Source organism: Pseudaeromonas paramecii, assembly GCF_039540575.1.
GTDB classification, from domain to species: domain Bacteria; phylum Pseudomonadota; class Gammaproteobacteria; order Enterobacterales; family Aeromonadaceae; genus Pseudaeromonas; species Pseudaeromonas paramecii.
Genome location: NZ_BAABFC010000012.1, coordinates 231,555 through 253,722, shown reverse-complemented (window position 1 = coordinate 253,722; position 22,168 = coordinate 231,555). Strand labels below are relative to the sequence as shown.

Sequence of the window (22,168 nt, the reverse complement as noted above, 5' to 3'; positions counted from 1 at the left end):
AGAAAGGGCATCCGGACGCAAAATTGTATCGATACAAATACTGTTTTGAGACATGATTTGTGCTGCAACCAGCACAATCACACCCTATAATCGACCCAATAATGGATCAACAGGTTTATTGTCACCATGACAATCTGGACACCCCAGCTTAGCGGGCAAGGCCCGCTCTATCGTCAACTGGCGGAGGCCATCGCCCAAGCCATAGAGTCAGGTGAGCTGGCTGCTGAGCAGCGGTTGCCCACCCACAGAGCCCTGGCGGACCAGCTGGGGGTAACGGTGGGCACCATCACCCGGGCCTATGCCCTGGCCGAACAGCAGGGCTGGCTGCAGGCGCGTGTGGGTGCCGGCACCTATGTCAGACGCCCGCTGGGTCACGCCAGTCAGGCCTGGCACCTGCAGGCCCCGGATCCTCACAAGGTGGAGATGTGGCAGAACCTGCCGATCCCCCAGGAGCGCCACGGTCCTCTGCAACGAGCACTTGTCGAACTGGCTCAGGAACCCCAGCGTCTGAGCCAGCTGATGGACTACGGTGAGGCGCAAAGCCCGGCGCCCCTGCGCCAGGTCCTGGCCGACTGGCTGGCAAGCCAGGGCATTCTACTGGATGCCGAGGGGATCTTCTTTACCTACGGGGTACAAAGCGGTCAGCTGCTGAGCTTGATGGCTCTGGGGCTGGCCGGCGGGAACCTGTTGTGCGAGGGCATGACCTATCCTGGGCTCAAGAACCTGGCCGCCGTGCTGAACATCCAGCTCAAAGGGCTGGCCCTGGATGAAGAAGGACTGCTGCCGGACGCCCTGGAGCACGCCTGTCGTCAGGGACAATACCGCGCCCTGTACCTGGTGCCCACGCTGCAAAACCCCACCACCGCCACCATGAGTCTGGCGCGACGCCAAGCCATCATCGCCATTTGCCGCCAGTATCGCGTGCTGGTGATCGAGGATGATGTGCATGGCCTGCTGCCGCCTGAGCGCCCGCCTTCGCTGGCGGAGCTGGCCCCGGAGCAGGTCATCTATCTGGGCAGCCTGTCCAAGGGGATCAGCGCCGGCCTGCGTTTAGGCTATGCCCAGGTGCCCGCCAGCTTGCGGGGCGCCTTCGCCCAGGCGGTACGCGCCAGCAGCTGGATGATCTCCCCCTTGCTGGTGGAACTGGCCTGCGGCTGGCTGCAACAAGGCGACGCCGCGCAGCTGCTGCAACGCCAGCGGGATCTGCTGGCCCAGCGCACTCGCCTGTTACAACTGCGGCTGGGTGACAAGGGCATTCGCCACCAGGCCGGCAGCATGCATGCCTGGCTGCCCCTGCCCCCCCACTGGCGCGCCGAGGCCTTCGTGCAGGCCGCCCGGGAGATGGGCGTGGTGGTCGCCGGCGCGGAAGCCTTTGCCGCCGGTCATTTTGCGGTACCCCAGGGGGTGCGGCTGTCCATCAGCCAGCCCCTGGACAATCCCAGTCTGGAGCGCGGGTTGACCCTGTTGCGCCAATTGCTGGAGCGTCAGCCCGGCAATCCCGCCCTGTTGTAAGTCAAGGAGCCCCCATGCTGATCCCCTGGCAGAGCCTGAGTGAAGAGACCCTCACCAACCTCATCGAATACTTTGTCCTGCGGGAGGGGACCGACTATGGCGAGCAGGAGGTGAGCCTGGCGGACAAGGTGGCCCAGGTGCGCCAGCAACTGCAACGGGGCGAGGTGGTGATCCAGTACAGCGAACTGCACGAGAGCGTCACCCTGCTGAGTCAGGCGCAGTGGCGCCAGCAGTCTCTTTGGGCAGAAGATGACAGCCACTGAGCAGCACCTGACTGCCACTGCGTAGCACCCCCTCCTCCCCCTTGATCCAGAAGCTGAGGCGCCCGTTGTCGTAGCGCACCCCTGAGACTGTCTTCAGCTTGGGCAGGATGTAATGCTCGCCGTTGTGGGTCAGCTCCAGCCAGTCGAAGTGGCCATCCAGTCGCACCGGCAACAGGGTGTCGCCGCACTGGTAGACCCGCGCGTAGGGATCCGGCTCCGGCTCGGAGGCACAGGCCGATAGCATAATCGACAGCCCAACGGTACCGGCCAAGCGCCCACAAATATTGAGATAACCCACAGATTCCTCCTGTTTTTTTGATGGATCCGATCCGGATCTTTAGCCGTCACTGGTTTCGGCGCCGCAACCCTTGCCATAGGCAACAGGGCCCCTTATGCTACCCCAGTTATTATAAAGACAAAGACCGCTCACAGGCTGAACCTGCTGCGCGGCAGCTATATACGAGGACTAACAATGGTTATTGGCAAGCCGCAAAGCGACCCGACGCTCGAATGGTTCCTGTCTCACTGTCACATTCACAAGTATCCGGCCAAGAGTACCCTGATCCACGCCGGAGAAAAGGCAGAGACCCTCTACTTCATCGTCAAAGGCTCGGTCGCCGTGTTGATCAAGGATGAAGAAGGCAAGGAGATGATCCTCTCCTACCTGAACCAGGGGGATTTCATCGGTGAGCTGGGTCTGTTCGACGATGCAGAAAATCCCACCCGCTCCGCCTGGGTTCGCGCTAAGAGCCCCTGCGAAGTGGCCGAGATCTCCTATAAGAAGTTCCGTCAGCTGATCCAGGTCAATCCGGATATCCTGATGCGCCTGTCTGGCCAGATGGCTCGCCGTCTGCAGACCACCAGCCAGAAGGTGGGTAACCTGGCCTTCCTGGATGTGACCGGTCGTATCGCCCAGACCCTGCTGAACCTGGCCAAGCAACCGGATGCCATGACGCATCCGGACGGCATGCAGATCAAGATCACCCGTCAGGAAATCGGCCAGATCGTGGGCTGCTCCCGGGAAACCGTGGGTCGCATCCTCAAGATGCTCGAGGATCAGGAACTGATCTCCGCCCATGGCAAGACCATAGTGGTGTTTGGCACCCGCTAAGGGCCGCCCACCGACAAGAACGCCACCCATGGGGTGGCGTTCTTTTATGGCAGCAGTTGCTCGGCCAGGGCGCTGAGGCTGGCCACCTCCTCCTCGGCCTGCGGCGTCCCCCGGCGTCGCAGCCAGCGGGCTTGCAGACCACAGGCCTTGGCGCCGGTATAGTCCTCCACCCGGGTATCCCCCACCATCAGCACCGCCGCCGGTGGCAAGTCCAGTTGCTGGCAGACCCGCCGATACAGCTCAGGATGGGGCTTGGGATAGCCCAGCTCGAACGACCAGCACCACAGATCCAGCTGGTCATGGAGCAATTGCCGCACCGGCTCGGCATAGGGTTGCGCCAGATTGGCCACCACTCCCAGACGATAGCCCTGCGCCCGTAACTGGCCCAGCACGGCCGAAACCTCCGCATAGAGACGAACCCCAGCAAGCTCATCCGCCAGATCCTGCGCCAGGGGAGCCAGCTGCTCCGGAGTCAAGCTCAGGCCACCACGGTGCGCCGCGTCCATCAGCCCCAGCGGCTGGGTCATCACCGCCTTGGTAAAGCCGATGGGATCCAGCACCTGCCTGGCCAGCTGGCGATAGGGCCGCCGTCGCACCTCCATGTGACACAAGGTGCCATAGGCATCAAACAAGATTGCCTTGATCTCACCTCGGCTCATAGCGCCTCCTGCCTGTGTGTTCAGAAAACGAGCATATGCCTGAGGACACGCCGGGGCAATCCTGTTCCGCCCGGCTTGTGAGCACCCCAAATGAAACAGGCTCCCCGCAGGGAGCCTGTCATGTGACACCACAAGATGACTCGGCCGGGTCTTTAGCCCTGGCAGACCTGGGCCACCGCTTCGGCGAAGCGGGCCATGCCCACCTCGAACTCCTTGCGGGTCAGGTTAAGGGCCGGAGCAAAACGCACCACATTGCCCCCCGCCACCAGCACCAGTACCCCAGCTTGAATACCCGCATCCACGAAGGCCTTGGCCTTGCCTTGGTAATCGGCGGTCAGTACGGCGCCAATCAAGAGGCCGGCCCCCCGCACCTGCTCGAAGCAGTGATACTGGGCATTGATCCCTGCCAGGGCCTCACGGAACCAGGTTTCGCGCTCCAGCACGCCCTTGAGCAGGGCCGGTTGATTGATGAGATCGAAGGCCGTCTCGGCCACCGCACAGGCCAGGGGATTGCCACCAAAGGTGGTGCCGTGCACACCGGGCTTGAACACGGCGGCGATGGCGTTGCGAGTGAGCATGGCGCCGATGGGGAAGCCACTGCCCAGGGCCTTGGCGCTGGTGAGGATATCCGGCTCCACCCCCAGAGCCATGTAGCCAAACAGATGGCCGGTGCGGCCCATGCCGGTCTGCACCTCGTCCATGATCAGCAGGGCATCATGGGCATCACACAGCTCACGGACGGCCCTGGCAAAGGCCGGATCTGCCGGCAGCACACCGCCCTCCCCCTGCATGGGCTCCATCACCACGGCACAGGTGCGGCCCGAGATGACGGCCTTCAGGGCCTCGATGTCGTTATAGGGCACGTGGGTGATCTGGCCCGGCTTGGGACCAAAGCCATCGGAGTAGGCGGCCTGGCCCCCCACGCTGACGGTGAAGAAGGTACGGCCATGGAAGCCGTGGCTGAAGGCGATGATCTGATCCTTCTGGGGGCCATGGGTCTCGTGGGCGTAGCGGCGAGCCAGCTTGAGGGCGGCCTCGTTGGCCTCGGCGCCTGAATTGCAGAAGAAGGCCCGGTCGGCAAAGGTGGCGTCCACCAGCTTGCGCGCCAGGCGCAGCACCGGCTCATTGGTCATCCAGTTGCTCACATGCCACAGCTTCTGGCCCTGGCTCACCAGGGTATGTACCAGCGCCGGGTGGCAGTGCCCCAGGGCATTGACCGCGATGCCACCCGCCAAGTCGATGTACTCACGGCCTTGCTGATCCCACAGGCGGGAACCCAGGCCCCGCACCGGCACAAATTCCGCCGGCGCATAGGTCGGCACCATCACCTCATCAAACCACGCCCGGGTCACCTGCTGCATGCTTGTATCCTCACGCCATCAAAATGAAATAATAATCACAAGGCGTGCATAATATATCAACAAGACCCCAGCCATCCATGGGTTTTTGCATAAATGCCGTCATGAGTGCCAGAAGTTGCCCAGCAGGGCCACCCCCTGCTGGCTGAGGATGCTCTCGGGATGAAACTGCACCCCCTCGATGGGCAGGCTGCGGTGGCGCAACCCCATGATCTCCGCCGGCTGATCCCCGTCAGCCTGGCTCCAGGCGGTGACCTCCAGGCAAGCCGGCAAGCTATGCGCCTCGACGATGAGGGAGTGGTAGCGGGTGACCGTCAGAGGGTTGGCCAAGCCGGCAAACACGCCGCGACCATCATGGGTGATGGCCGAGGTCTTGCCATGCATCACCTTATGGGCCCGCACCACACGGCCACCGAACACCTGGGCCAGGGCCTGGTGCCCCAGGCACACCCCCAGGATCGGCAGGCGACCGGCAAAATGCGCGATGGCCGCCAGCGAAATCCCCGCCTCGTTGGGGGTGCAAGGGCCCGGCGAAATCACCAAATGGCTGGGGGCCAGCGCCTCGATACCCGCCAGGTCGATGGCATCGTTGCGCACCACCTGGACCGGCGCCCCCAGTTGGCCGAAGTACTGCACCAGGTTGTAGGTAAAGGAGTCGTAATTATCGATGATCAGCAGCATGCCACACCCAATGTAAGCGAAGAGGGTTTGCCTCGGCCTGGCAGCCGGGCCCGCCGATCTTCTCACGAGGCGGCACAGGGATAAACCTCTAAACCGCCCCGAATCGGCGCAGGCCGACCAGGCACAAGACGATGATGGGATGGCAAGGCTGCTCAGATCTCGGCCCGGTTAGGCCGGTGGAGACACCACCGGCTTGCCCACCGCCGCAGACTGAGTGCAGCGCCTGACATGCTGCCACAGCCCGGTGCCGGCCAGCACGCCAACCAGGGTCAGCCCCAACCAGATCAGGTGGGAGGGTTGGCTGCCGGCCGCCCCCAACAACGCGCCCACCAGCAGGTTCCCCACCAGGGCCAGGCAGCCCCCCAGGCTGGCATACAGGCCGTAATAGCTGCCCAGCTGGCCGGCTCGGGCAAACTGCGGTAGCTGAGCGGCAAACAGCGGATAACAGAGGAGGGAGCCCAGCGACAGCAGGGCGACCTGCAGCAATACGGCCTGGGCCGGCCAGGGCGCCAACAAGGGCAGCGCCAGATAGCTCAGCCCCATGAGCCCCAACCCCAGGCCCATGGCCGGTGCGACCCCCAGTCGCCGCTCAACCAGCCGCGATACCGGCAACTGCAGCAGCACCCCGATGATGGCCGATAAGGTGAACACGGCCCCCAGCAGATGCTCGGCCTGAGGCTCCGACTGCAAAAAGGCCGGAATGGCCAGATAGAGTTGATGGAACAGCACCTGATAACAGCCCGCCAGCAGGGTGAACAGCACAAAGGCGCGCTCGCCCAACATGCGCCGCCACTGACCCAGTACCCCCTGGGAGGCCGCTGTCGTCTGGGCCACCACTGGGGGCAGTAGCCAGTATTGCAAGCCGCCCAACAGGGCGAACAGGCCACCGGCCAGCAGACCAATCAAGGCAAAGCGCTGCAGGCTCAACAGCATGCCCAGCACGGGCCCCAGCAGCATGCCGGCACTGCTGGCCAGGTTATGCAGGGCAAACGCCCGTTGCCGCAGGGATGGCGTGGTGCATTCGCCGGCCAGATACGCCTGGGCACAGGGGGTGAACAGGGCCCCGGCAAACCCGGTCAAGGCGGCGGCCAGCAGCAGCAGCGACAGGCTGTCGGCCCAGCCCAGCAGGACAAAGCCCAGCGCCCGTACCAGACACCCCAGCACGATGGCACTGTGGTAGCCGATACGATCCCCCAGGCTGCCCCCCAGCAGGAACAGCCCCTGCTGACTGAAGACCCGCAGGCCCATCACCAGGCCGCAGGCCCAACCGGCCAGCCCCAGGCTGCCGCCCAGATGCTGGGCCAGGAAGGGCATCAGCATGTAAAACCCCAGGTTGAACGCCAGACCGTTGAAGATCAGCAGACGCGCCGCCGGGCTCAACGACCGCCAGGTCTGCCACTGACGCCCCGCCAGGCTGGCCCGATCTCGGGAGTCAGCCATGGGAGACAGACCGCAAGGGGCGCAGAAACGGGATGCCCTGTCCGTCCCGCAGCACAGCCACCGGCACCTGGTACAATCGTTCCACCAGGGCAGCATCCAGCACCTGGGCCGGCGGGCCATAGGCCTGCAGAGCCCCGTCCGCCAGCACGATGAGCCGATCGGCAAACTGGGCGGCCAGATTCAAATCGTGCAACACCACCAGGGTGACCCACTGCTTGGCCCGGGTCTGCTGACACAGGTGCTCCATCAGCTGCATCTGGTGCTGCAGATCCAGGGCGCTCACCGGCTCGTCCAGCATCATGATGCGCGGATCCCGCAGCAACACCTGGGCAAACAGCACCATCTGCCGCTGCCCGCCACTGAGGGCATGCAGGGGGCGATCCGCCAGATGGGCGATGCCCAGCGCCTGCAGGGCCGCCGCCGCCGCGAGAATATCCTCATCGGCCAGCCGCATGGCGAGGCTATCCAGCCGCCCCAGAACCACCACCTCCAGCACACTCAGCTCCAGCTCCAGCTGGATATTCTGCGGCATATAGCCGAACAGACGCCGCCACTGGGCCGCCCCCAGCTGGCGCGGGCTCTGGCCGGCGAAGCACACATGCCCCTGCCGGGGCGCCAGCTCGCCGAACAGGGCGCGCAGCAAGGTGGTTTTGCCGGTGCCGTTGGGACCTATGATCACATGTACCTGGCCCGGCGCGAGCTGCAGGTTCAGCTCCCGCATCAGGGTCTGTTGGCCCACCGCCAGACTCAGGTTCGCTATCTCAAGCACCCTTGCGCCCCCGTCCCAGGATCAACCAGATGAAAAACGGCACCCCGATCAGCGCCGTGACAATGCCGATGGGGAACAGGGCACCGGGGACGATGGACTTGGAGAGCACGGAGGCCGCCGACAGCATGACGGCGCCACACAGGGCGGACACCGGGATCAGGAAGCGCTGATCCTCACCCACCAGCATGCGCGCCATGTGCGGCGCCACCAGACCGACGAAGCCGATGATGCCGACGAAGCTGATGGCGGTGGCGGTGAGCAGGGCCACCAGCACCAGCGTCTTAAGCCGCAGCCGATCCACATCCACCCCCAGACTGCGGGCCCGGGCCTCCCCCAGCCGCAGACAGGTCAGCTTCCAGGCGTCCTTGTAGATGAGCAGCCAGCAGATCAGGGTCACGGCGGCCGTCAGCGCCAAGGAGGCCCAGGTGGTGCGCATCAGGCTGCCAAACAGCCAGAACAGGATCTGCTGATTGAGTTCCGGCGAGGAGAGAAACTGCAGCAAGGAGAGCAAGGACTGAAACAGGAACAGCAGGGCAATGCCGGCCAGTATCAGGGTCTGATTGCTCACCCGACGCACCACCGCCAGGGCAAACAGCAAACTGGCGGCCAACATGCAGAACACGAAAGCCCCCAGGGGAATGGCAAACAGGGAGGTCAGGCCCCAGAAGCCACCGCTGACCAGCGCCAGCGCGGCTCCCAGCCCGGCGGCGGCGGCCAGACCGAGTGTGTAGGGACTGGCCAGAGGGTTATCCAGCAGAGTCTGCATCTGCACGCCGCCCAGGCCCAGGGCCGTGCCCACCACCAGCGCCATCAAGGCGATGGGCAGCCGCATGTCGTAGACGATGGTCAGCGTCATGGGGTCTGCCTGCGCGGGGCGCAGCAGCGCCCCCAGCACCTCCTGCAACGGCAGCAAGGAGGGGCCGGTGGCGATATCCAGCAGCAGGGTGATGGCCAACAGGCCCAGCAGCAGCGCCAGGTAATGCCAACGGCGGCGCTCCCGCTGCCGCTGGCGCGCCAGGGTTTGTTGCATTACCAGAGTGTCATTCATTGCCATCATCCCATCCGAGCCAACCACCACGCCTCATTCAGCCGAACCGGCTCGCCCGTGTCACTGAGCCCCCTGAGGGGCCAAACCCAGCATAAAGGTACCCTGCGGGCGGATGGGCAGGTAGCGGCGATAGAAGTCCAGGTAGGTGGCCTGGGGATCCAGATCGGCAAACAGATCCGGGTAGAAGGCCTTGGCCATGAATTGCAGCAGGGCCGCATCCATGATGCTGCGGGTAGCCCCGTGGTACACCCCATAGACCCGCCCCTGCTGCACCGCCGGCAAGTCGGCCCAGCCGGGTCGCTGGATGAAGCCATTGAGCCGCGCGCGCACCGTCTCGGCCGAGATGTCCTGGCCTATCTGCATGGCCTGGTCATTGCTGACGTTCTCGTAGCCCGCCAGCAATATCACGTCCGGCTTGCTGGCCAGCAGCTGCTCGGGATGCAGGCTACCCCAGCGCTCCACAAAGGGCGCCGCCACGTTATCCCCGCCCGTCAGCAGCGCCATGGCGCCCCACATGTCCTTGCCATAGGTGTAGCTGTATTCAGCCGGGCCCTTGTCACCCAGTTCGATATACACCCGAGGCTTGGGCTGCTTGGCCTGAGCGATCCGGCTGGTGATGGTTTCCACCACCTGACGGTACTCCTCCGCCATCTGCTGCGCCCGCTGAGCCTGGCCGGTCAGCTCACCCAGAATACGGGTGCTGGCCAGATGCCGGGCCAGGGTCTGGGCGTTGTAATCGATCACCACCACCGGGATCCCCGCCTGCGCCAGCCGCGGCAGATCCGGCGCCAGTGCCTGATATTGCCAGTCCGCCAGGATCACCACATCCGGGCGCACCGCCAGGGTCTTCTCGATGGAGAAGCTCTGATCCTGCACATTCCCCAGATCCGGTACCTTGGCCAGCTGCGGTTGCTGGGCTACATACAGAGCCCAGGTAGCCGGGCGCGACTTGACGAACCAGCCCAGTGACATACCCACCAGGCGATCCGCCGCCTGTTCACTCCCCACCGCCAGGTAATCCTCCGGATAAAAACCCAGCACGATACGCTTGGCGGGGAGCTCCAGGGTGACCTTACGGCCTAGCACATCTTCGACTTGAGTGGGGGCGGCCTGAACCAGCCCAGCCAGGACGACCAGGCTCAGCGCCAGCAGGGGATAACCAATTACGCGACGCAACATCCAAACACCTCGATAATAACCAGCAAGTTCAGGGTTGCGAATTATTACCATTTGCAGTGAGGATTGCAAACACTCCCCAACAGGACGAGCAAGGGCATCCCGACACACAGTGCAGGATACCCAGGAAATAGTCAGAGGAATGACCTAGGCGCAGGTCAGCAAAGGTAGGGCCGTCGGCAGGACTAGCGGTTGAGCAGAACGCCGGTTTCCAGTTCCCGCTCCCGCTGACACTCGGCCAGGTAGATGGCCGCCTCCACCTTGGCATTGCCATAGTGGGTGTCGAGGGCCTTGGGTACCATCAGCTCTAGGGTTTTCATGGTCTTGGCCATGCGAAACTTGCGCAGCCAATACCCCTTGGTTTCCAACTCGTTTGGATCGACGTCTTGCTGTGACATGAATGGATATTACCCGGCAGAAGAGAAGAAGGCGGAAGAAACAGAAAAGCCAGGTTGCCCCGGCTCTCCATCTACACCTTCCCAGTAAATCAGGCTTTTGGAACGAAGCCGATCACATCATAAACGGCTTTAAGAGTTTTTTCAGCCCGTTCGCGCGCCTTTTCTGCGCCCTGGCTCAAAATCGCGAGCAGATGGGCCTCGTCCTGACGCAGGGTGGTGAAGCGCTCCTGCACCGGCGCCAACATGGCCAGCACGGCCTCGGCGGTCTCGGACTTCAAATGGCCGTACATCTTGCCCTCGAAGTGACGCTCCAGCTCGACGATGGACTGGCCGGTGGCACCGTGCATCAGGGTCAGCAGGTTGGAGACCCCGGGCTTGTTGTCGATGTCGTAACGCACCACCGGCGGCTCTTGCGAGTCGGTCACCGCCCGCTTGATCTTCTTGGCGATGGCCTTGGGATCCTCCAGCAAGCCGATCCGATTGTTGTCGTTGTCGTCAGACTTGGACATCTTCTTGGTGGGCTCCTGCAGGCTCATGATGCGGGCGCCCTGCTCGGGGATGAAGGGCTCCGGCATGGTGAAGACGTCGCCATACAGGGTGTTGAAGCGGTAGGCCACGTCACGGGTCAGCTCCAGGTGCTGCTTCTGGTCGTTGCCCACCGGCACCTGATTGGCCTGGTACAGCAGAATGTCCGCCGCCATCAGCACGGGATAGCCGAACAGGCCGACGTTGACGTTGTTCTCGAAGCGCTGGGCCTTGTCCTTGAACTGGGTCATGCGGGACAGCTCGCCCATCTGGGTATAGCAGTTGAGGATCCAGCCCAGCTCGGCGTGCTGCGGCACGTGAGACTGCAGGAAGACGGTGCTCTTGCTGGGATCGATTCCCACCGCCAGATAGAGGGCGGCCGCATCCAGACAGGCGGCCCGCAGGGCCTTGGGATCCTGGCGTACCGTGATGGCGTGCAGATCCACGATGCAATAGAGGCAGTCGTAGTCATCCTGCATCCGCACCCACTGGCGCAGGGCGCCCATGTAGTTGCCTATGGTCAACTGGCCCGAGGGCTGGGCCCCACTCAACACGATCGGTTTTGACATCATTTCATCCTTTAGAGTGACCCCAGCACCAGGGGGGTCAGCTTGGCAAAATCATCCAGGATCCAATCCGGGTCACTGGCGGCGATGGGCTCGCCATGGTTGTAGCCGTAGGTCAGCCCGACCACCGGCATGCCGGCATGGCGGGCCGCCAGCACATCGCTACGGGAGTCCCCCACCATCAGGCTCTGTTCTGGCGGAATACCCGCCTGGGCGCAGATATGCAGCAGGGGAGCGGGATCGGGTTTGCGCACCGGCAAACAGTCGCCACCCACCACCTGGCTGAAGAGATCGCGCAGCCCCACCTGGTCCAATATGGCCGGCACGAAGCGGCTGGGTTTGTTGGTCACCAGCGCCAGACACTTGCCAGCCTGCTGCAGGCTGGTGAGGGTCTCGCGTACCCCGGGGTAGAGAGACACCCCCTGGGTGGCCGCCTCGGCGTAATCGGCATCGAAGGCCGCCCGCAAGGCGGGCAGTTCTGCCGGCGGCATGGCATCCACCTCATGCCGGCCCTGCCAGGCGCGGCGCAGCAGCATGTCCGCCCCATTGCCCACCCAGGCGCTCACTTCAGATAGCGTCACCGGCCCCTTGCCCAAGGCGGCCAAGGCGGCCACCACGGAGCGATGCAGCTGGGGCGCGCTGTCCACCAGGGTGCCGTCCAAATCAAACAGCACCAGGCGAACCTGAGACAAGGGCGCCGTCATCAGGCCTTGGCCAGTTCGGCACGCATCTGATCGATGACCGCCTTGTAATCCGGTTGGCCGAAGATGGCCGACCCCGCCACGAACATGTCGGCCCCCGCTTCGGCGATGGCGCGAATGTTATCCACCTTGACGCCACCGTCGATCTCCAGACGGATATCCCGGCCACTATTGTCGATCAGGCGACGCACCTGGCGCAGCTTGTCCAGGGTGCCGGGAATGAAACTCTGGCCACCGAAGCCTGGGTTGACCGACATCAGCAAGATCACATCCAGCTTGTCCATCACGTAGTCCAGGTAGTGCAGTGGCGTAGCCGGGTTAAACACCAGGCCAGCCTGACAGCCCTGATCCTTGATGAGCTGCAAGGTGCGATCCAGGTGCTCGGACGCCTCCGGATGGAAGGTGATCAGGCTGGCACCGGCCTTGGCAAAGTCCGGGATAAGCCGGTCCACCGGCTTGACCATCAGATGCACGTCGATGGGGGCCTGGATACCGTAGTTGCGCAGGGCTTGGCAGACCATGGGGCCAATGGTGAGATTGGGCACGTAATGGTTGTCCATGACGTCAAAGTGCACCACATCGGCACCGGCGGCCAACACCTGGGCCACGTCCTCGCCCAGTCGGGCAAAGTCGGCTGAGAGAATGGAGGGGGCGATCAGAAACTCTTTCATCGATTGATATCCAGTGGGCTAGCCAAAAACGGGGAAAATTCTACCCTAACGAGCCGACCGGCTCTAGGTCAAAGATCCCCCAGCCGGCCTCAAGGCAGATAGAGGGCCAGCAATTCCGCCACACTGTTACGGCTCTCGCCACTGCGGCTGATGGTGCGCTTGACCTTGATCTCATCCAGCTGGGCATCGCGATACAGCTCATAGGTCAATGGCGTGGCATGGTTGCTGATGAGCACAGGGATGCCGCGCTCCTGCACCGTCTCCCGTGCCAGCTTGGCCAGCAGCGCCTGATCATCCAAGGAGAAGCCGCCGGTGGCATAGCTGGTGAAGCTGGCGGTAGTGGACAGAGGCACATAGGGTGGGTCGCAATACACCACATGATCCGGCTGCAAGCGGGCAAAGGTCTGGGAGTAGCACTCGCAGACAAAGGTGGCCCGTTGGGCCTTCTCGGCGAACAGCCACAGCTCCTCTTCCGGGAAGTAGGGTTTCTTGTAGCGGCCAAAGGGGACATTGAAGCCCCCCTTGCGGTTGTAGCGGCACAGGCCGTTGTAACCATGTCGGTTGAGATACAAAAATAGCAGTGCCCGCTCAAAGGTATCGCGACTGTCGTTGAAGGCCTGCCGCAACTCGTAATAAGCCTCCGCCTGATTGTTCCCCGGAATGAATAGGCCGCGAGCTTCTGCGATCACCCGCTCCGGGCTGTGCTTGAGCAGATTGTAGAAACCAATGAGATCCGGGTTGATGTCCGCCAGCAAATAGGCCGGGTAATCCGTGTTGAGGAACACAGAACCTGCGCCGACAAAGGGCTCCACCAGCACCTGCCCGGGTGGCAGCCGCCGGCTGATGGCCTCCACCAGGGAGAACTTGCCACCGGCCCACTTCAAAAACGCGCGATTTTTTTTCATAGCAAGCAAAGGGCCCATCGGCAGGGATCAAAAAGGGGGCCAAGTGCGCCCCCCCTATCGGCGTACCTTAACGTCATTGTTTGAGTTCTTTGTGTACCTGGGCGAACGACTTGGGCCAGGGACGGTTCTTCTGCAAGGTGGCAGACAGCTGTCGAATGGCTTGATTGGCCCGTTTACTGTCGGCGTAATCCCCTTTGATCAACACAAACCAGGGCGCCCCCTTGAATTGGGTCTCATACATCCAAACCTGCCCAGCCAGATGTTGTTCATTGACAAAGCGGGCCAGGGCATTGGCATCGGCGGCAGCCATCAGCTGGATGGTGTAGTGACGCGATGCGCGGCTGAGCAGGGTGGCATTAGGCGTGCGCAGGCTGCTGGCAGTCACCGGCTTCACCGTTACCGGCTTGGCCTCGGGCTTACTGGCGACCGGCTTATGGACAGTCGTGGTCGTGACCTTGACCGATGGACTCACGGTTGGCTGGCTGGCCGAGACGGCTGGCGTCACCGCCACCTTAGCCGGGTTAGCCATGCTGGCCGTGGCGGCGGAGACAGGGTCGCCTTGCTTGATCTGCTCTACGACAGGGGTCAACGCCTGCAATGAGGTCACGGCACCCGATACCGCCGGCAGCGCCGCCTGAGCATTGGACGTCGCACCACTGACACTGCCCTGATGCGCCATGATGTCCTGCACCACCTGATCGGCAATGACGACCCGGCGGCCTTCGTAGTTCTGTGAGTCAACCGTCATGCCGTCACCCGCCTCATCCGGCAGTACGGCATGCTGTAAGGGGGTCGGCGCCACCACCGTCTGCTCGACAGTGGCGCTGGCCGCTGATGGCACTTCCGCCTCACTGGTCACAGAGGGTTCCTGGCGCAACATGGAAGGAACTATCCAGCTGAGCAACAGTACCACGGCGGCAACCACCGCCAGGGTGGCTACCCATTTATTGATAGGGAGAGGCTTTGCTCTGACACTGCGTTTCTTGCTGTTCATGGTCTTCTCCGCCAAGGCCACCAATTCGGCGGGCCAACCCGCCACCGACGATAACAGCCGCTCCATGGCTTCCCAACGCCCCTGATCCAGCGGGTAGTTACCACGCAGAAGATAATACTGCAAACAGGTACGCTGCTCAGCCGCCGAAAGGGGTTCCATATCCATTTCCACCGGCGGTTGTTCACGCCCCTTGAGCCGGGCGGACTGCTGTTCACACCATATCTGCGGGGCAGTCAGGACAAACCCCATCTTGTGTCCCCGCCCCAGGGCGTCATTGATGCTCGCCAGCTCCCATAGCTCGTCGACAAACGACTCTGGCAGGTTATTGGCATCATCCAGCACAATTAACAGCTGGGCAGGGCTCTCCCCCAACAAGCGGAAGAGGTTATCACCCAGGGTGTCCTGCGGATCGAACACGGAATGGGGAACCAGCTGGTGGATCAGCGTCTCGCGCAACTCATCCAAAGGACTAGCGATAGTGCCCGTGACAAACGCCGTGCGCCAAGGGAGACTAAGCCGGTCCAACAGCAGCTCACAAACCCGGGTACGACCACTACCCGGCGGACCAGCTAATAAGATGAAGGGGAAAGAGAACTCAAGTAGATGCTGCAGACGCAGCACCATTTGATCTTGACTGGGCAGTTCAGGGAAACCGGGGTTGTTCAAGCTTTGCGTTCCGCCTCTATGATGGATGACAGCAGGCTATCACTGACGTCGCTAAAGACCGCAGCCTGTCCTATGGCTGTCGGCAACACCAGACGCAATTTACCAGAGAGTACCTTCTTGTCCCGCATCATGTGTCGCATAAATGCGGCAAAGTCCATGGACGCTGGCGCCTTGATCGGCAACTTAGCCGCAGCGAGCAAACTGACGATGCGCTCCACCTCTGCCACGCCGATCAGCCCAAGTGCCTGGGCCGTCTTGGCCGCCAACACGGTTCCTGCGGCCACCGCTTCGCCGTGCAACCAGTTGCCATAACCTTGTTCTGCCTCAATCGCATGGCCGAAGGTATGCCCCAAATTCAGCAAAGCACGCAGACCTTGCTCGGTCTCATCCTGTGCCACCACCTCAGCCTTGATGGCACAACAGCGTCGGATAGCATAGGTCAGCGCCTCCGGCTGCAATGCCTGTAACTGAGCCATATGTTGCTCCAGCCAAGTGAAGAATTCGGCATCATAAATAATGCCGTATTTGATCACCTCAGCCAGTCCGGCCGCCAACTCTCTGGGCGGCAGGGTCATCAGACAGTCGGTATCAATCACCACGGATTTGGGCTGATAGAAGGCGCCGATCATGTTCTTGCCCAGCGGATGATTCACCGCGGTTTTACCACCCACGGACGAATCCACCTGGGACAACAGGGTGGTAGGAACCTGAATGAAGGGGATCCCGCGCTGATAACAAGCCGCCGCAAAGCCTGCCAGATCCCCTATCACGCCGCCCCCCAGCGCGATCAGGGTAGTATCACGACCATGCCGTCCTTCCAACAGACTCCCCATCAGAGCCTCAAAGCTGGCCAAAGACTTGTAGGACTCACCATCCGGAACGATATGGACATCCAACTGATACTCAACCAACAGCTGTTTCAAGGTATCGAGATAAAGAGGAGCCACAGTATCATTGGTAACGACCATGATACGTCGGCCAGCAATGACAGACGAAAACAACTCGGCCTGCCGAAGCAGGCCTGGACCGATGGAAATGGGATAGCTACGGCTATCCAGGTCAACGATCAACCGTTCCATGGCTTTGACTCCTTTGTATTACAGCCCTAACAGCTGAATGATCTGGTTGGCAACCAGCTTGGCACTCTGCTCATCGGTACGCACAGTGTAATCGGCCACCTCTTGATAAAGAGGTTCACGTTCTTGGGACAAACGCTCCAATACGTCCTTGGGATCCTCTTCGGTTTGCAACAAGGGACGGCGTTTATCCCGCTGTGTACGCGCTAGCTGTTTTTCGATTGGGGTTTCAAGATAGACGACGATGCCACGCGCCGAGAGCCGATTACGGGTATTTGCACTCTTAATGGCCCCACCACCCGTGGCCAAAACGATCCCCTGAAGTTCTGTGAGCTCAGAGATCATCTGTTCCTCACGCTTGCGGAAGCCCTCTTCGCCTTCCACATCAAAAACCCAGCTGATATCGGCGCCGGTACGACGCTCAATCTCATGATCTGAGTCATAGAATTCCATATGCAGCTGGTCAGCCAGATGACGACCTATGGTGCTTTTACCTGCCCCCATGGGACCGACAAGGAAGATATTGCGTTTTTCAGCCATAATTTTTCGTCAATTACATCAATAATCCATGCTCCGCCCGCAGGCGAAACCCAAGAAGTACCTTACTGTTTGCGACAGGACGGGGAATTATGCAGCAGCCCCTCGGGATTGGCAATCCGAATAACAGACATCCCCGAAGGCGCTGCCTTCGGGGATGTCATCAGATAAAAACAATTTTTTCAGATGGTTACAGTGAGTCAGCAACAATTTTTGGCGTAACGAAGATCAGCAACTCACGCTTCTTGTTACTTTCTGACGTGTTCCGGAACAGGACGCCCACGCCAGGAATGTCACCCAGTACGGGTACCTTGGTCACGTCTTTCTTGATGGTCTGTTGATAAATGCCACCCAGCACCAGCGTCTCACCATTATCCACCAACACCTGAGTACTGATCTGTTGGGTGTTGACTGCCGTGCCTGTACCCGTCCCGGTCTGAACCTGATCGCCCAGCGTATCCTGCGTCACGGTGAGATCCAGTATCACCTTGTTATCCGGCGTGATCTGCGGGGTAACCTTCAGACTCAACACCGCCTTCTTCCACTCGATGGAGGTTGCGCCACTGGAGGTCGAGACATTGCTGGGAAATTCGGTACCCTGTTCAATGACCGCTTCTTTCTGGTTGGCTGTGGTCACCCGCGGACTGGCAATGATTTCAGCCTTGTTTTCCTGTTCCAGCGCACTCAATTCGAGATCCAGCAACAACCCATCGGCCAACTTGGCCACCTGGAAGGCGATACTACCAGCCGCGTTGGCAACCGGCAGATTGACGTTGAGACGATCATCAACACTAGCACTGGTCCCATCATCGTTGCCTTCAATGGTGCCAGATGTACCGCCGTCATTGTTGGCCTTGGTGACCCCCCAACGAACCCCCAGATCCTGCTCAACACCATCGTCTATGGTCACCATGCGAGCTTCAATGACTACCTGCTTAACCGGGATATCCAGCACGGTAATCATCTTCTTCACATGGTCGATGACATCTGCCGTGTCCTTGATGAGCAGCATGTTAGTGCGCTCATCCACACTGACCGCGCCGCGGGATGAAAGCAGCCGGGTTTCGTCACCTGAGAGTAACTTGGCCACATCGGTCGCCTTGGCATAGTTAATCTGGATGTATTCGGTCTGTAGTGGCGCCAACTCTGCCACTTGTTGACTGGTTTCCAGGGTTTGTTTCTCTTGGGCTGCCAGCTCACTGGCCGGGGCAACCAAAAGAATGTTGTTATCCAAACGCTTATCCAGTCCCTTGACCTTCAAGACGGTATCCAGCGCCTGTTCCCATGGCACACCATCCAGCCGCAGGGTGATATTACCAGCCACACTGTCTGTCACCACCAGATTGAAGTGATTGAAGTCAGCAATCAGCTGCAACACGGTCCGAACCGGAACATCCTGGAAGTTCAGAGAGATGGGCTTTCCTTGATAGGACTTGGCGCCACCCGTCTTGGGTTCTGCTTTCTTATTGACCTCAATGATGAAGAGATTGTCAGCCTGATCATAGCGGTAATCGAAGCCGCCATTCACCGCCAAGTCGAGCGTGACACTACGTTCGCCGCGAGACACATCTATTTTGCTGACCGGAGTGGAAAAATCATTCACGTCCATCAAGGCGATCAGATCGTCGGCCACACCGGTGGCATGGAATTTAGCGACTACATGACTACCTCTGCGGCTGACATCGACAGCAGCGGAAGAATTATTCAACTCAACCAACAGCTGTCCCTGCCCTGTCTTGCCACGACGAAAATCAAGGCTCTTGATTTGGTTGATTAGGCCCCCCTGAGCCGGAGAAGACGCTTGGGACCGCACAGGTTTACTGGCCACAGCGACTGGCGAAGCCACAACTGCAGAGGCCTGAGCCGCCACAGGAGCCTGGCCCAGGGTAACTAGCAGACGTTCTCCATCCTGTTGTATCTGATATGGCATCAAGCGCATCAAACTGACACTGATATCCAAACCATCACCACTGGGTTGAACAACAACTTGTTCAACGCCATGCCGCTCCACCGCCATCTGGTTCATCGGTAGGGCGGATTGTGATTGAGGCACATGCAAAAACAACTGGTTAGGCTGATATTTCAGACGATCCGTGTATTGCGAAACGGCACCATCAAAGTCCAGTTCAAGCACCAGTTGGTCGGTCAATAAGGGGTTGACCTTGATCTGTTCCAGTTTGACAGCGGCATAACTTGAGATACTGGTCCCGAGAAGCAAGGCCAGCGCAGCCAATTTGACTGAAAGAGATAGTTTAGAATTCATATCACATCCCTGCTTTTTCATTCTAGTTTGCCACCGTCAACTTAAGCTGCGTCTTGCGCGTCACCCAACAGCCTTTGCCATCAGGAACATACTCCAGCAGTTCAACCTCATCCGGAGTGATTGACTCAATCCTGCCCTGATTCAATCCCATGTATTGACCGACAGAGACACGATGCACTTCGCCCACTTGGGTATGGATCAGTGCCCACAGGCTCTTGCCACTTCCCATGGTGCCGCGCATGCTGAGGTTATCCAAAGAGAACTGCTCCAAATACTCTTTCTCATGGACAGGAAGAGTTACTTCACAGGTTGGTTTCTTGGCCACAGCATCGCGTTGCAACAGCTCTGGATGCGGTTGGCTAAATGGATTGCGCTCTGAGCTAGCCACATACTTCATCGGCTCGAACGGTCGGATTACCGGCAGAGGCTCAATGGGAGCCGGAGGCCGAGCCTTAACTTGGGCAACATACGCCTGTAAATCATCCCCGCCGGAACAGGCAGTCACCAGAAGAACAGCGGCCAGACTCATGATTAATTGTCTCACTTGGCCTCCTGCTTCGGTGTGTAGCGGAAGGTTTTCGCCAATACAGCCATGGCGACCTCACCATCTGTCTGCTCGGTCAACTTGAAGCTGTCCAGGATCACAATACGAGGCAAGGCTGCAATATCCGCGGTGAACTTACCCAATTGATGATAGTCACCACTGACTTCGATCCGCATGGGCAGCTCGGTGGAAAACTCATGTTTTCTTTCTGCTTCCCAGTTGATGCGATTGAGCTTTAGCCCGTTGTCCGCAGCGATAAAACTGATGTCGTCCAGCAAGCCGGCAACTTCGTTCTTGTTGGGCAGTTGTTTTAGTTGAGCCTGCAACATCTCCTCCAACTCCACCAACTGTTGGCGGTAGGCAAGGAGATTAGATGCCATGGCAGCTTTGATTTCGAACTGACTCTTCAGCGCAGTTTCTTTTTGGCGTTCAGAATCCAGTCTAGTGATGGCATCGGCAATCAGGTAATAGTATCCGCCTCCCAAGATCAGGATGCAGACGACGGCGATAACCAGCACCTTAGCCAGTTTTGGCCAGCTGCCAATGTTCTCCAAATCCAGATCATTTAGCTCTTGTAAGTTCATTTTTCCCCTCCTTGCACACCGGAACCCAAGGGGGCAGGAATGACCTTAAACTGGGCGGAGAATTGACTCAGTGCAATCGGCTTGTTACCCGTGGAGAAGATAGAGCTGATATGGGGCTGCCCCAGCCAACCCGACTTTTCTATCTGGCGGACCATGCTGGCTACTCGACTGTAGGCTTCCGTATCACCGACCACATTGATGTTGTCTGCCGCCAAGTCCAATGACTTAAGATAGACACCATTGCTGACCAACGCTGGCAGCTCATTGAATAAATGAACAGGCAGATTTCGTTTCTGCTGCAGCTCATCAATCAATTTCATCCGGTCAATCAACTCTTTTTTCCGTTTCTTAAGCTGATTTATTTCACCCAACTGGGTATCAAGCACCACCATCTCATTGGTCAAAAATTGATTACGTTCAACCTGTCCTTGAACCAGTTGTCCAAAAATCATATTGACCGCCAGCACCAGCAATGCGGCGACAAAAGCACTCCCCCCAAGAAGGATGAAAAATTGCGTTTTTTCTCGCTGCTTGACGACCTCGCGCCAAGGCATCAGGTTTATATTTGACATGGAGTGAAACTCCTCAGTGCCAGCCCAAGGGCGGTCATATACTTGGCACCATGCACCGACGGCTCACCCTTGCCCATCAGTTTTGCCGGATCCGGATGCCGAACATCCAGCTGCATCTCCATCGCCAATTGCTGACTTAAGCCAGGAATCATGCTGCCACCGCCGGAGAGAACCAACATGTCGACACTGCGATACCCGGATGAACTACAAAAAAGCTGAATATTGCGACGGATCTGTTGAATCAACAAAGTGATATAGGGTGCCAGCACATCCATGTCAGCATCCGCAGGCAGGCTATTTTGTACCTTAGCCCGCTCGGCATCATCCATGGACATGTTGTAAAAGGAGGCAATAGACTGGGTGAAATTATCCCCACCAAAACTCTGCAGGCGCGAATATATAATCTCGCCATCCAGCATGACCCCAAAGGTCAAGGAGACGGCACCGATATCCACTAGGGCGCAAACCTTGTGCTCATCTTGCTCCTGGAGCTCAGGCAACATGTTCATCACCGCACGGCCCAGGCTGTGCAATCCGACATCAACCACCTTCACCTGAACCCCGGAATCTTGCAATGCGTTGACTCGGCCATTGATGCTGTCGGTTCGAGCAGCACTCACCAGCACGTCATTACGGGTTGGATCATTGAGGTTGGGACCCAAGATCTCAAAATCGAGACTGATCTCATCAATGGGAAATGGGATGAGCTGTTCGGCCTCAAGCTGTATGTGCCCCTCCAACTCAAGCGGTGACAACTTGCTGTCGACCTGCGTGATCTTGGTGATCACATTGGAGCCCGTGACCGCAGTCGCAGCAAACTTAGGCCGGTTGCTCAATAGCTTCAGCAATTGTTTGAGCGCTTGTGTCACCTTTTCGATGTCATGCAACTGGTAGTCCTGAATACTACCCTTAGGCGTCGCCACCTCGGCACAAGCGTCAATCTGAAATTTGCCGGGTCGCCCGGATACCACCACCGCCTTGATGGTCTGGCTACCGAAATCGACGCCTATCATGGGGGTCGTGTGACCCTGACTCATAAAGCCAAACATATCTGCTTCCGTGCCATTTGATACCGCTGATAATTGTCCAAGCCTAAATGGCTCTGAACGCATGCTATACACAGGCTTACCTAAACGCCACATAAGGATA

The 22,168-nt window shown here is 59.7% G+C and carries 24 protein-coding genes; 3 read left to right on the top strand and 21 right to left on the bottom strand.

What is annotated here, in order from left to right; translation table 11 throughout:
* Positions 1-126: 126 nt before the first annotated feature.
* Together ABD847_RS09805 and ABD847_RS09800 are read left to right on the top strand one after the other, a co-directional pair.
* Complete coding sequence (locus ABD847_RS09805) at positions 127-1,512, top strand: aminotransferase-like domain-containing protein (protein WP_345012459.1); 1,386 nt, start codon at positions 127-129, stop codon at positions 1,510-1,512.
* Between the two features lie 14 nt (positions 1,513-1,526).
* Positions 1,527-1,775, top strand: coding sequence for a YheU family protein (locus ABD847_RS09800; protein ID WP_345012457.1), 249 nt, complete (start codon positions 1,527-1,529; stop codon positions 1,773-1,775).
* On the opposite strand, the gene ABD847_RS09795 is transcribed toward ABD847_RS09800, so the two are convergent.
* Positions 1,711-2,073 carry an MliC family protein gene (locus tag ABD847_RS09795; protein WP_345012455.1) on the bottom strand — a complete coding sequence of 121 codons (363 nt, stop codon included), beginning with the start codon at positions 2,071-2,073 and terminating at the stop codon, positions 1,711-1,713. The two genes, ABD847_RS09800 and ABD847_RS09795, sit on opposite strands and share 65 nt — an antisense overlap.
* Positions 2,074-2,247: 174 nt before the next feature.
* On the opposite strand from ABD847_RS09795, the gene crp reads away from it, so the two are divergent.
* Positions 2,248-2,886 (top strand): cAMP-activated global transcriptional regulator CRP, encoded by a 639-nt coding sequence (crp, locus tag ABD847_RS09790; protein WP_345012453.1) that lies wholly within the window; start codon positions 2,248-2,250, stop codon positions 2,884-2,886.
* Between the two features lie 44 nt (positions 2,887-2,930).
* On the opposite strand, the gene ABD847_RS09785 is transcribed toward crp, so the two are convergent.
* The 20 genes from ABD847_RS09785 to pilM form a co-directional block, all read right to left on the bottom strand.
* The gene (locus ABD847_RS09785) at positions 2,931-3,545 is read right to left on the bottom strand and encodes an HAD family hydrolase (RefSeq protein ID WP_345012451.1); all 615 of its coding nucleotides are present in this window, start codon (positions 3,543-3,545) and stop codon (positions 2,931-2,933) included.
* Between the two features lie 152 nt (positions 3,546-3,697).
* On the bottom strand, positions 3,698-4,906 hold the full coding sequence (locus ABD847_RS09780; protein ID WP_345012449.1) for an aspartate aminotransferase family protein: 1,209 nt from the start codon (positions 4,904-4,906) through the stop codon (positions 3,698-3,700).
* A 99-nt stretch (positions 4,907-5,005) separates the two neighbouring features.
* A complete protein-coding gene (locus tag ABD847_RS09775; RefSeq protein WP_345012447.1) occupies positions 5,006-5,584 on the bottom strand; it encodes an anthranilate synthase component II in 579 nt (192 codons plus the stop codon).
* A gap of 168 nt (positions 5,585-5,752) precedes the next feature.
* Positions 5,753-7,024, bottom strand: a complete 1,272-nt coding sequence (locus ABD847_RS09770) for an MFS transporter (RefSeq protein ID WP_345012445.1) — start codon at positions 7,022-7,024, stop codon at positions 5,753-5,755.
* On the bottom strand, positions 7,017-7,793 hold the full coding sequence (locus tag ABD847_RS09765) for an ABC transporter ATP-binding protein (RefSeq protein WP_345012443.1): 777 nt from the start codon (positions 7,791-7,793) through the stop codon (positions 7,017-7,019). Before ABD847_RS09765 ends, ABD847_RS09770 begins: the two co-directional genes overlap by 8 nt.
* Positions 7,786-8,841, bottom strand: coding sequence for a FecCD family ABC transporter permease (locus tag ABD847_RS09760; protein ID WP_345012441.1), 1,056 nt, complete (start codon positions 8,839-8,841; stop codon positions 7,786-7,788). The genes ABD847_RS09765 and ABD847_RS09760 overlap by 8 nt, the downstream gene beginning before the upstream one ends.
* Before the next feature lie 60 nt (positions 8,842-8,901).
* Positions 8,902-10,020 carry an ABC transporter substrate-binding protein gene (locus ABD847_RS09755; RefSeq protein ID WP_345012440.1) on the bottom strand — a complete coding sequence of 373 codons (1,119 nt, stop codon included), beginning with the start codon at positions 10,018-10,020 and terminating at the stop codon, positions 8,902-8,904.
* A 182-nt stretch (positions 10,021-10,202) separates the two neighbouring features.
* A complete protein-coding gene (locus tag ABD847_RS09750) occupies positions 10,203-10,415 on the bottom strand; it encodes a hypothetical protein (protein ID WP_345012438.1) in 213 nt (70 codons plus the stop codon).
* A gap of 89 nt (positions 10,416-10,504) precedes the next feature.
* A complete protein-coding gene (gene trpS, locus ABD847_RS09745; protein ID WP_345012436.1) occupies positions 10,505-11,509 on the bottom strand; it encodes a tryptophan--tRNA ligase in 1,005 nt (334 codons plus the stop codon).
* An 11-nt stretch (positions 11,510-11,520) separates the two neighbouring features.
* Positions 11,521-12,198 carry a phosphoglycolate phosphatase gene (locus ABD847_RS09740; RefSeq protein ID WP_345012434.1) on the bottom strand — a complete coding sequence of 226 codons (678 nt, stop codon included), beginning with the start codon at positions 12,196-12,198 and terminating at the stop codon, positions 11,521-11,523.
* A gap of 11 nt (positions 12,199-12,209) precedes the next feature.
* Positions 12,210-12,878: a ribulose-phosphate 3-epimerase gene (rpe, locus tag ABD847_RS09735; RefSeq protein ID WP_345012432.1), complete on the bottom strand. Its 669-nt coding sequence runs from the start codon at positions 12,876-12,878 to the stop codon at positions 12,210-12,212.
* 89 nt (positions 12,879-12,967) lie between these two features.
* On the bottom strand, positions 12,968-13,783 hold the full coding sequence (locus tag ABD847_RS09730; RefSeq protein ID WP_345012430.1) for a Dam family site-specific DNA-(adenine-N6)-methyltransferase: 816 nt from the start codon (positions 13,781-13,783) through the stop codon (positions 12,968-12,970).
* 73 nt (positions 13,784-13,856) lie between these two features.
* Positions 13,857-15,401 (bottom strand): AAA family ATPase, encoded by a 1,545-nt coding sequence (locus ABD847_RS09725; protein ID WP_345012704.1) that lies wholly within the window; start codon positions 15,399-15,401, stop codon positions 13,857-13,859.
* A gap of 38 nt (positions 15,402-15,439) precedes the next feature.
* Positions 15,440-16,522, bottom strand: a complete 1,083-nt coding sequence (gene aroB, locus ABD847_RS09720) for a 3-dehydroquinate synthase (protein ID WP_345012428.1) — start codon at positions 16,520-16,522, stop codon at positions 15,440-15,442.
* An 18-nt stretch (positions 16,523-16,540) separates the two neighbouring features.
* Complete coding sequence (gene aroK, locus ABD847_RS09715; RefSeq protein ID WP_345012426.1) at positions 16,541-17,059, bottom strand: shikimate kinase AroK; 519 nt, start codon at positions 17,057-17,059, stop codon at positions 16,541-16,543.
* Between the two features lie 187 nt (positions 17,060-17,246).
* Complete coding sequence (locus ABD847_RS09710; RefSeq protein WP_345012424.1) at positions 17,247-19,319, bottom strand: type IV pilus secretin PilQ; 2,073 nt, start codon at positions 19,317-19,319, stop codon at positions 17,247-17,249.
* A gap of 22 nt (positions 19,320-19,341) precedes the next feature.
* The gene (locus ABD847_RS09705; RefSeq protein WP_425568454.1) at positions 19,342-19,848 is read right to left on the bottom strand and encodes a pilus assembly protein PilP; all 507 of its coding nucleotides are present in this window, start codon (positions 19,846-19,848) and stop codon (positions 19,342-19,344) included.
* Positions 19,849-19,859: 11 nt separating this feature from the next.
* A complete protein-coding gene (locus ABD847_RS09700) occupies positions 19,860-20,447 on the bottom strand; it encodes a type IV pilus inner membrane component PilO (protein WP_345012420.1) in 588 nt (195 codons plus the stop codon).
* On the bottom strand, positions 20,444-21,019 hold the full coding sequence (locus ABD847_RS09695) for a PilN domain-containing protein (protein WP_345012419.1): 576 nt from the start codon (positions 21,017-21,019) through the stop codon (positions 20,444-20,446). The genes ABD847_RS09700 and ABD847_RS09695 overlap by 4 nt, the downstream gene beginning before the upstream one ends.
* Positions 21,007-22,068 carry a type IV pilus assembly protein PilM gene (gene pilM / locus ABD847_RS09690; RefSeq protein ID WP_345012417.1) on the bottom strand — a complete coding sequence of 354 codons (1,062 nt, stop codon included), beginning with the start codon at positions 22,066-22,068 and terminating at the stop codon, positions 21,007-21,009. The genes ABD847_RS09695 and pilM overlap by 13 nt, the downstream gene beginning before the upstream one ends.
* Between the last annotated feature and the right edge of the window lie 100 nt (positions 22,069-22,168).

Excerpts from the sequence above, each read along its gene's own strand:
- ABD847_RS09805 (WP_345012459.1), top strand. The coding sequence starts at position 127 with ATGACAATCTGGACACCCCAGCTTAGCGGGCAAGGCCCGCTCTATCGT.
- ABD847_RS09800 (WP_345012457.1), top strand. The coding sequence starts at position 1,527 with ATGCTGATCCCCTGGCAGAGCCTGAGTGAAGAGACCCTCACCAACCTC.
- crp (WP_345012453.1), top strand. The coding sequence starts at position 2,248 with ATGGTTATTGGCAAGCCGCAAAGCGACCCGACGCTCGAATGGTTCCTG.
- ABD847_RS09785 (WP_345012451.1), bottom strand. The coding sequence starts at position 3,545 with ATGAGCCGAGGTGAGATCAAGGCAATCTTGTTTGATGCCTATGGCACC.
- ABD847_RS09780 (WP_345012449.1), bottom strand. The coding sequence starts at position 4,906 with ATGCAGCAGGTGACCCGGGCGTGGTTTGATGAGGTGATGGTGCCGACC.
- ABD847_RS09775 (WP_345012447.1), bottom strand. The coding sequence starts at position 5,584 with ATGCTGCTGATCATCGATAATTACGACTCCTTTACCTACAACCTGGTG.
- ABD847_RS09770 (WP_345012445.1), bottom strand. The coding sequence starts at position 7,024 with ATGGCTGACTCCCGAGATCGGGCCAGCCTGGCGGGGCGTCAGTGGCAG.
- ABD847_RS09760 (WP_345012441.1), bottom strand. The coding sequence starts at position 8,841 with ATGAATGACACTCTGGTAATGCAACAAACCCTGGCGCGCCAGCGGCAG.
- ABD847_RS09755 (WP_345012440.1), bottom strand. The coding sequence starts at position 10,020 with ATGTTGCGTCGCGTAATTGGTTATCCCCTGCTGGCGCTGAGCCTGGTC.
- ABD847_RS09750 (WP_345012438.1), bottom strand. The coding sequence starts at position 10,415 with ATGTCACAGCAAGACGTCGATCCAAACGAGTTGGAAACCAAGGGGTAT.
- trpS (WP_345012436.1), bottom strand. The coding sequence starts at position 11,509 with ATGTCAAAACCGATCGTGTTGAGTGGGGCCCAGCCCTCGGGCCAGTTG.
- rpe (WP_345012432.1), bottom strand. The coding sequence starts at position 12,878 with ATGAAAGAGTTTCTGATCGCCCCCTCCATTCTCTCAGCCGACTTTGCC.
- ABD847_RS09730 (WP_345012430.1), bottom strand. The coding sequence starts at position 13,783 with ATGAAAAAAAATCGCGCGTTTTTGAAGTGGGCCGGTGGCAAGTTCTCC.
- ABD847_RS09725 (WP_345012704.1), bottom strand. The coding sequence starts at position 15,401 with ATGGTGCTGCGTCTGCAGCATCTACTTGAGTTCTCTTTCCCCTTCATC.
- aroB (WP_345012428.1), bottom strand. The coding sequence starts at position 16,522 with ATGGAACGGTTGATCGTTGACCTGGATAGCCGTAGCTATCCCATTTCC.
- aroK (WP_345012426.1), bottom strand. The coding sequence starts at position 17,059 with ATGGCTGAAAAACGCAATATCTTCCTTGTCGGTCCCATGGGGGCAGGT.
- ABD847_RS09710 (WP_345012424.1), bottom strand. The coding sequence starts at position 19,319 with ATGAATTCTAAACTATCTCTTTCAGTCAAATTGGCTGCGCTGGCCTTG.
- ABD847_RS09705 (WP_425568454.1), bottom strand. The coding sequence starts at position 19,848 with ATGAGTCTGGCCGCTGTTCTTCTGGTGACTGCCTGTTCCGGCGGGGAT.
- ABD847_RS09700 (WP_345012420.1), bottom strand. The coding sequence starts at position 20,447 with ATGAACTTACAAGAGCTAAATGATCTGGATTTGGAGAACATTGGCAGC.
- ABD847_RS09695 (WP_345012419.1), bottom strand. The coding sequence starts at position 21,019 with ATGTCAAATATAAACCTGATGCCTTGGCGCGAGGTCGTCAAGCAGCGA.
- pilM (WP_345012417.1), bottom strand. The coding sequence starts at position 22,068 with ATGTTTGGCTTTATGAGTCAGGGTCACACGACCCCCATGATAGGCGTC.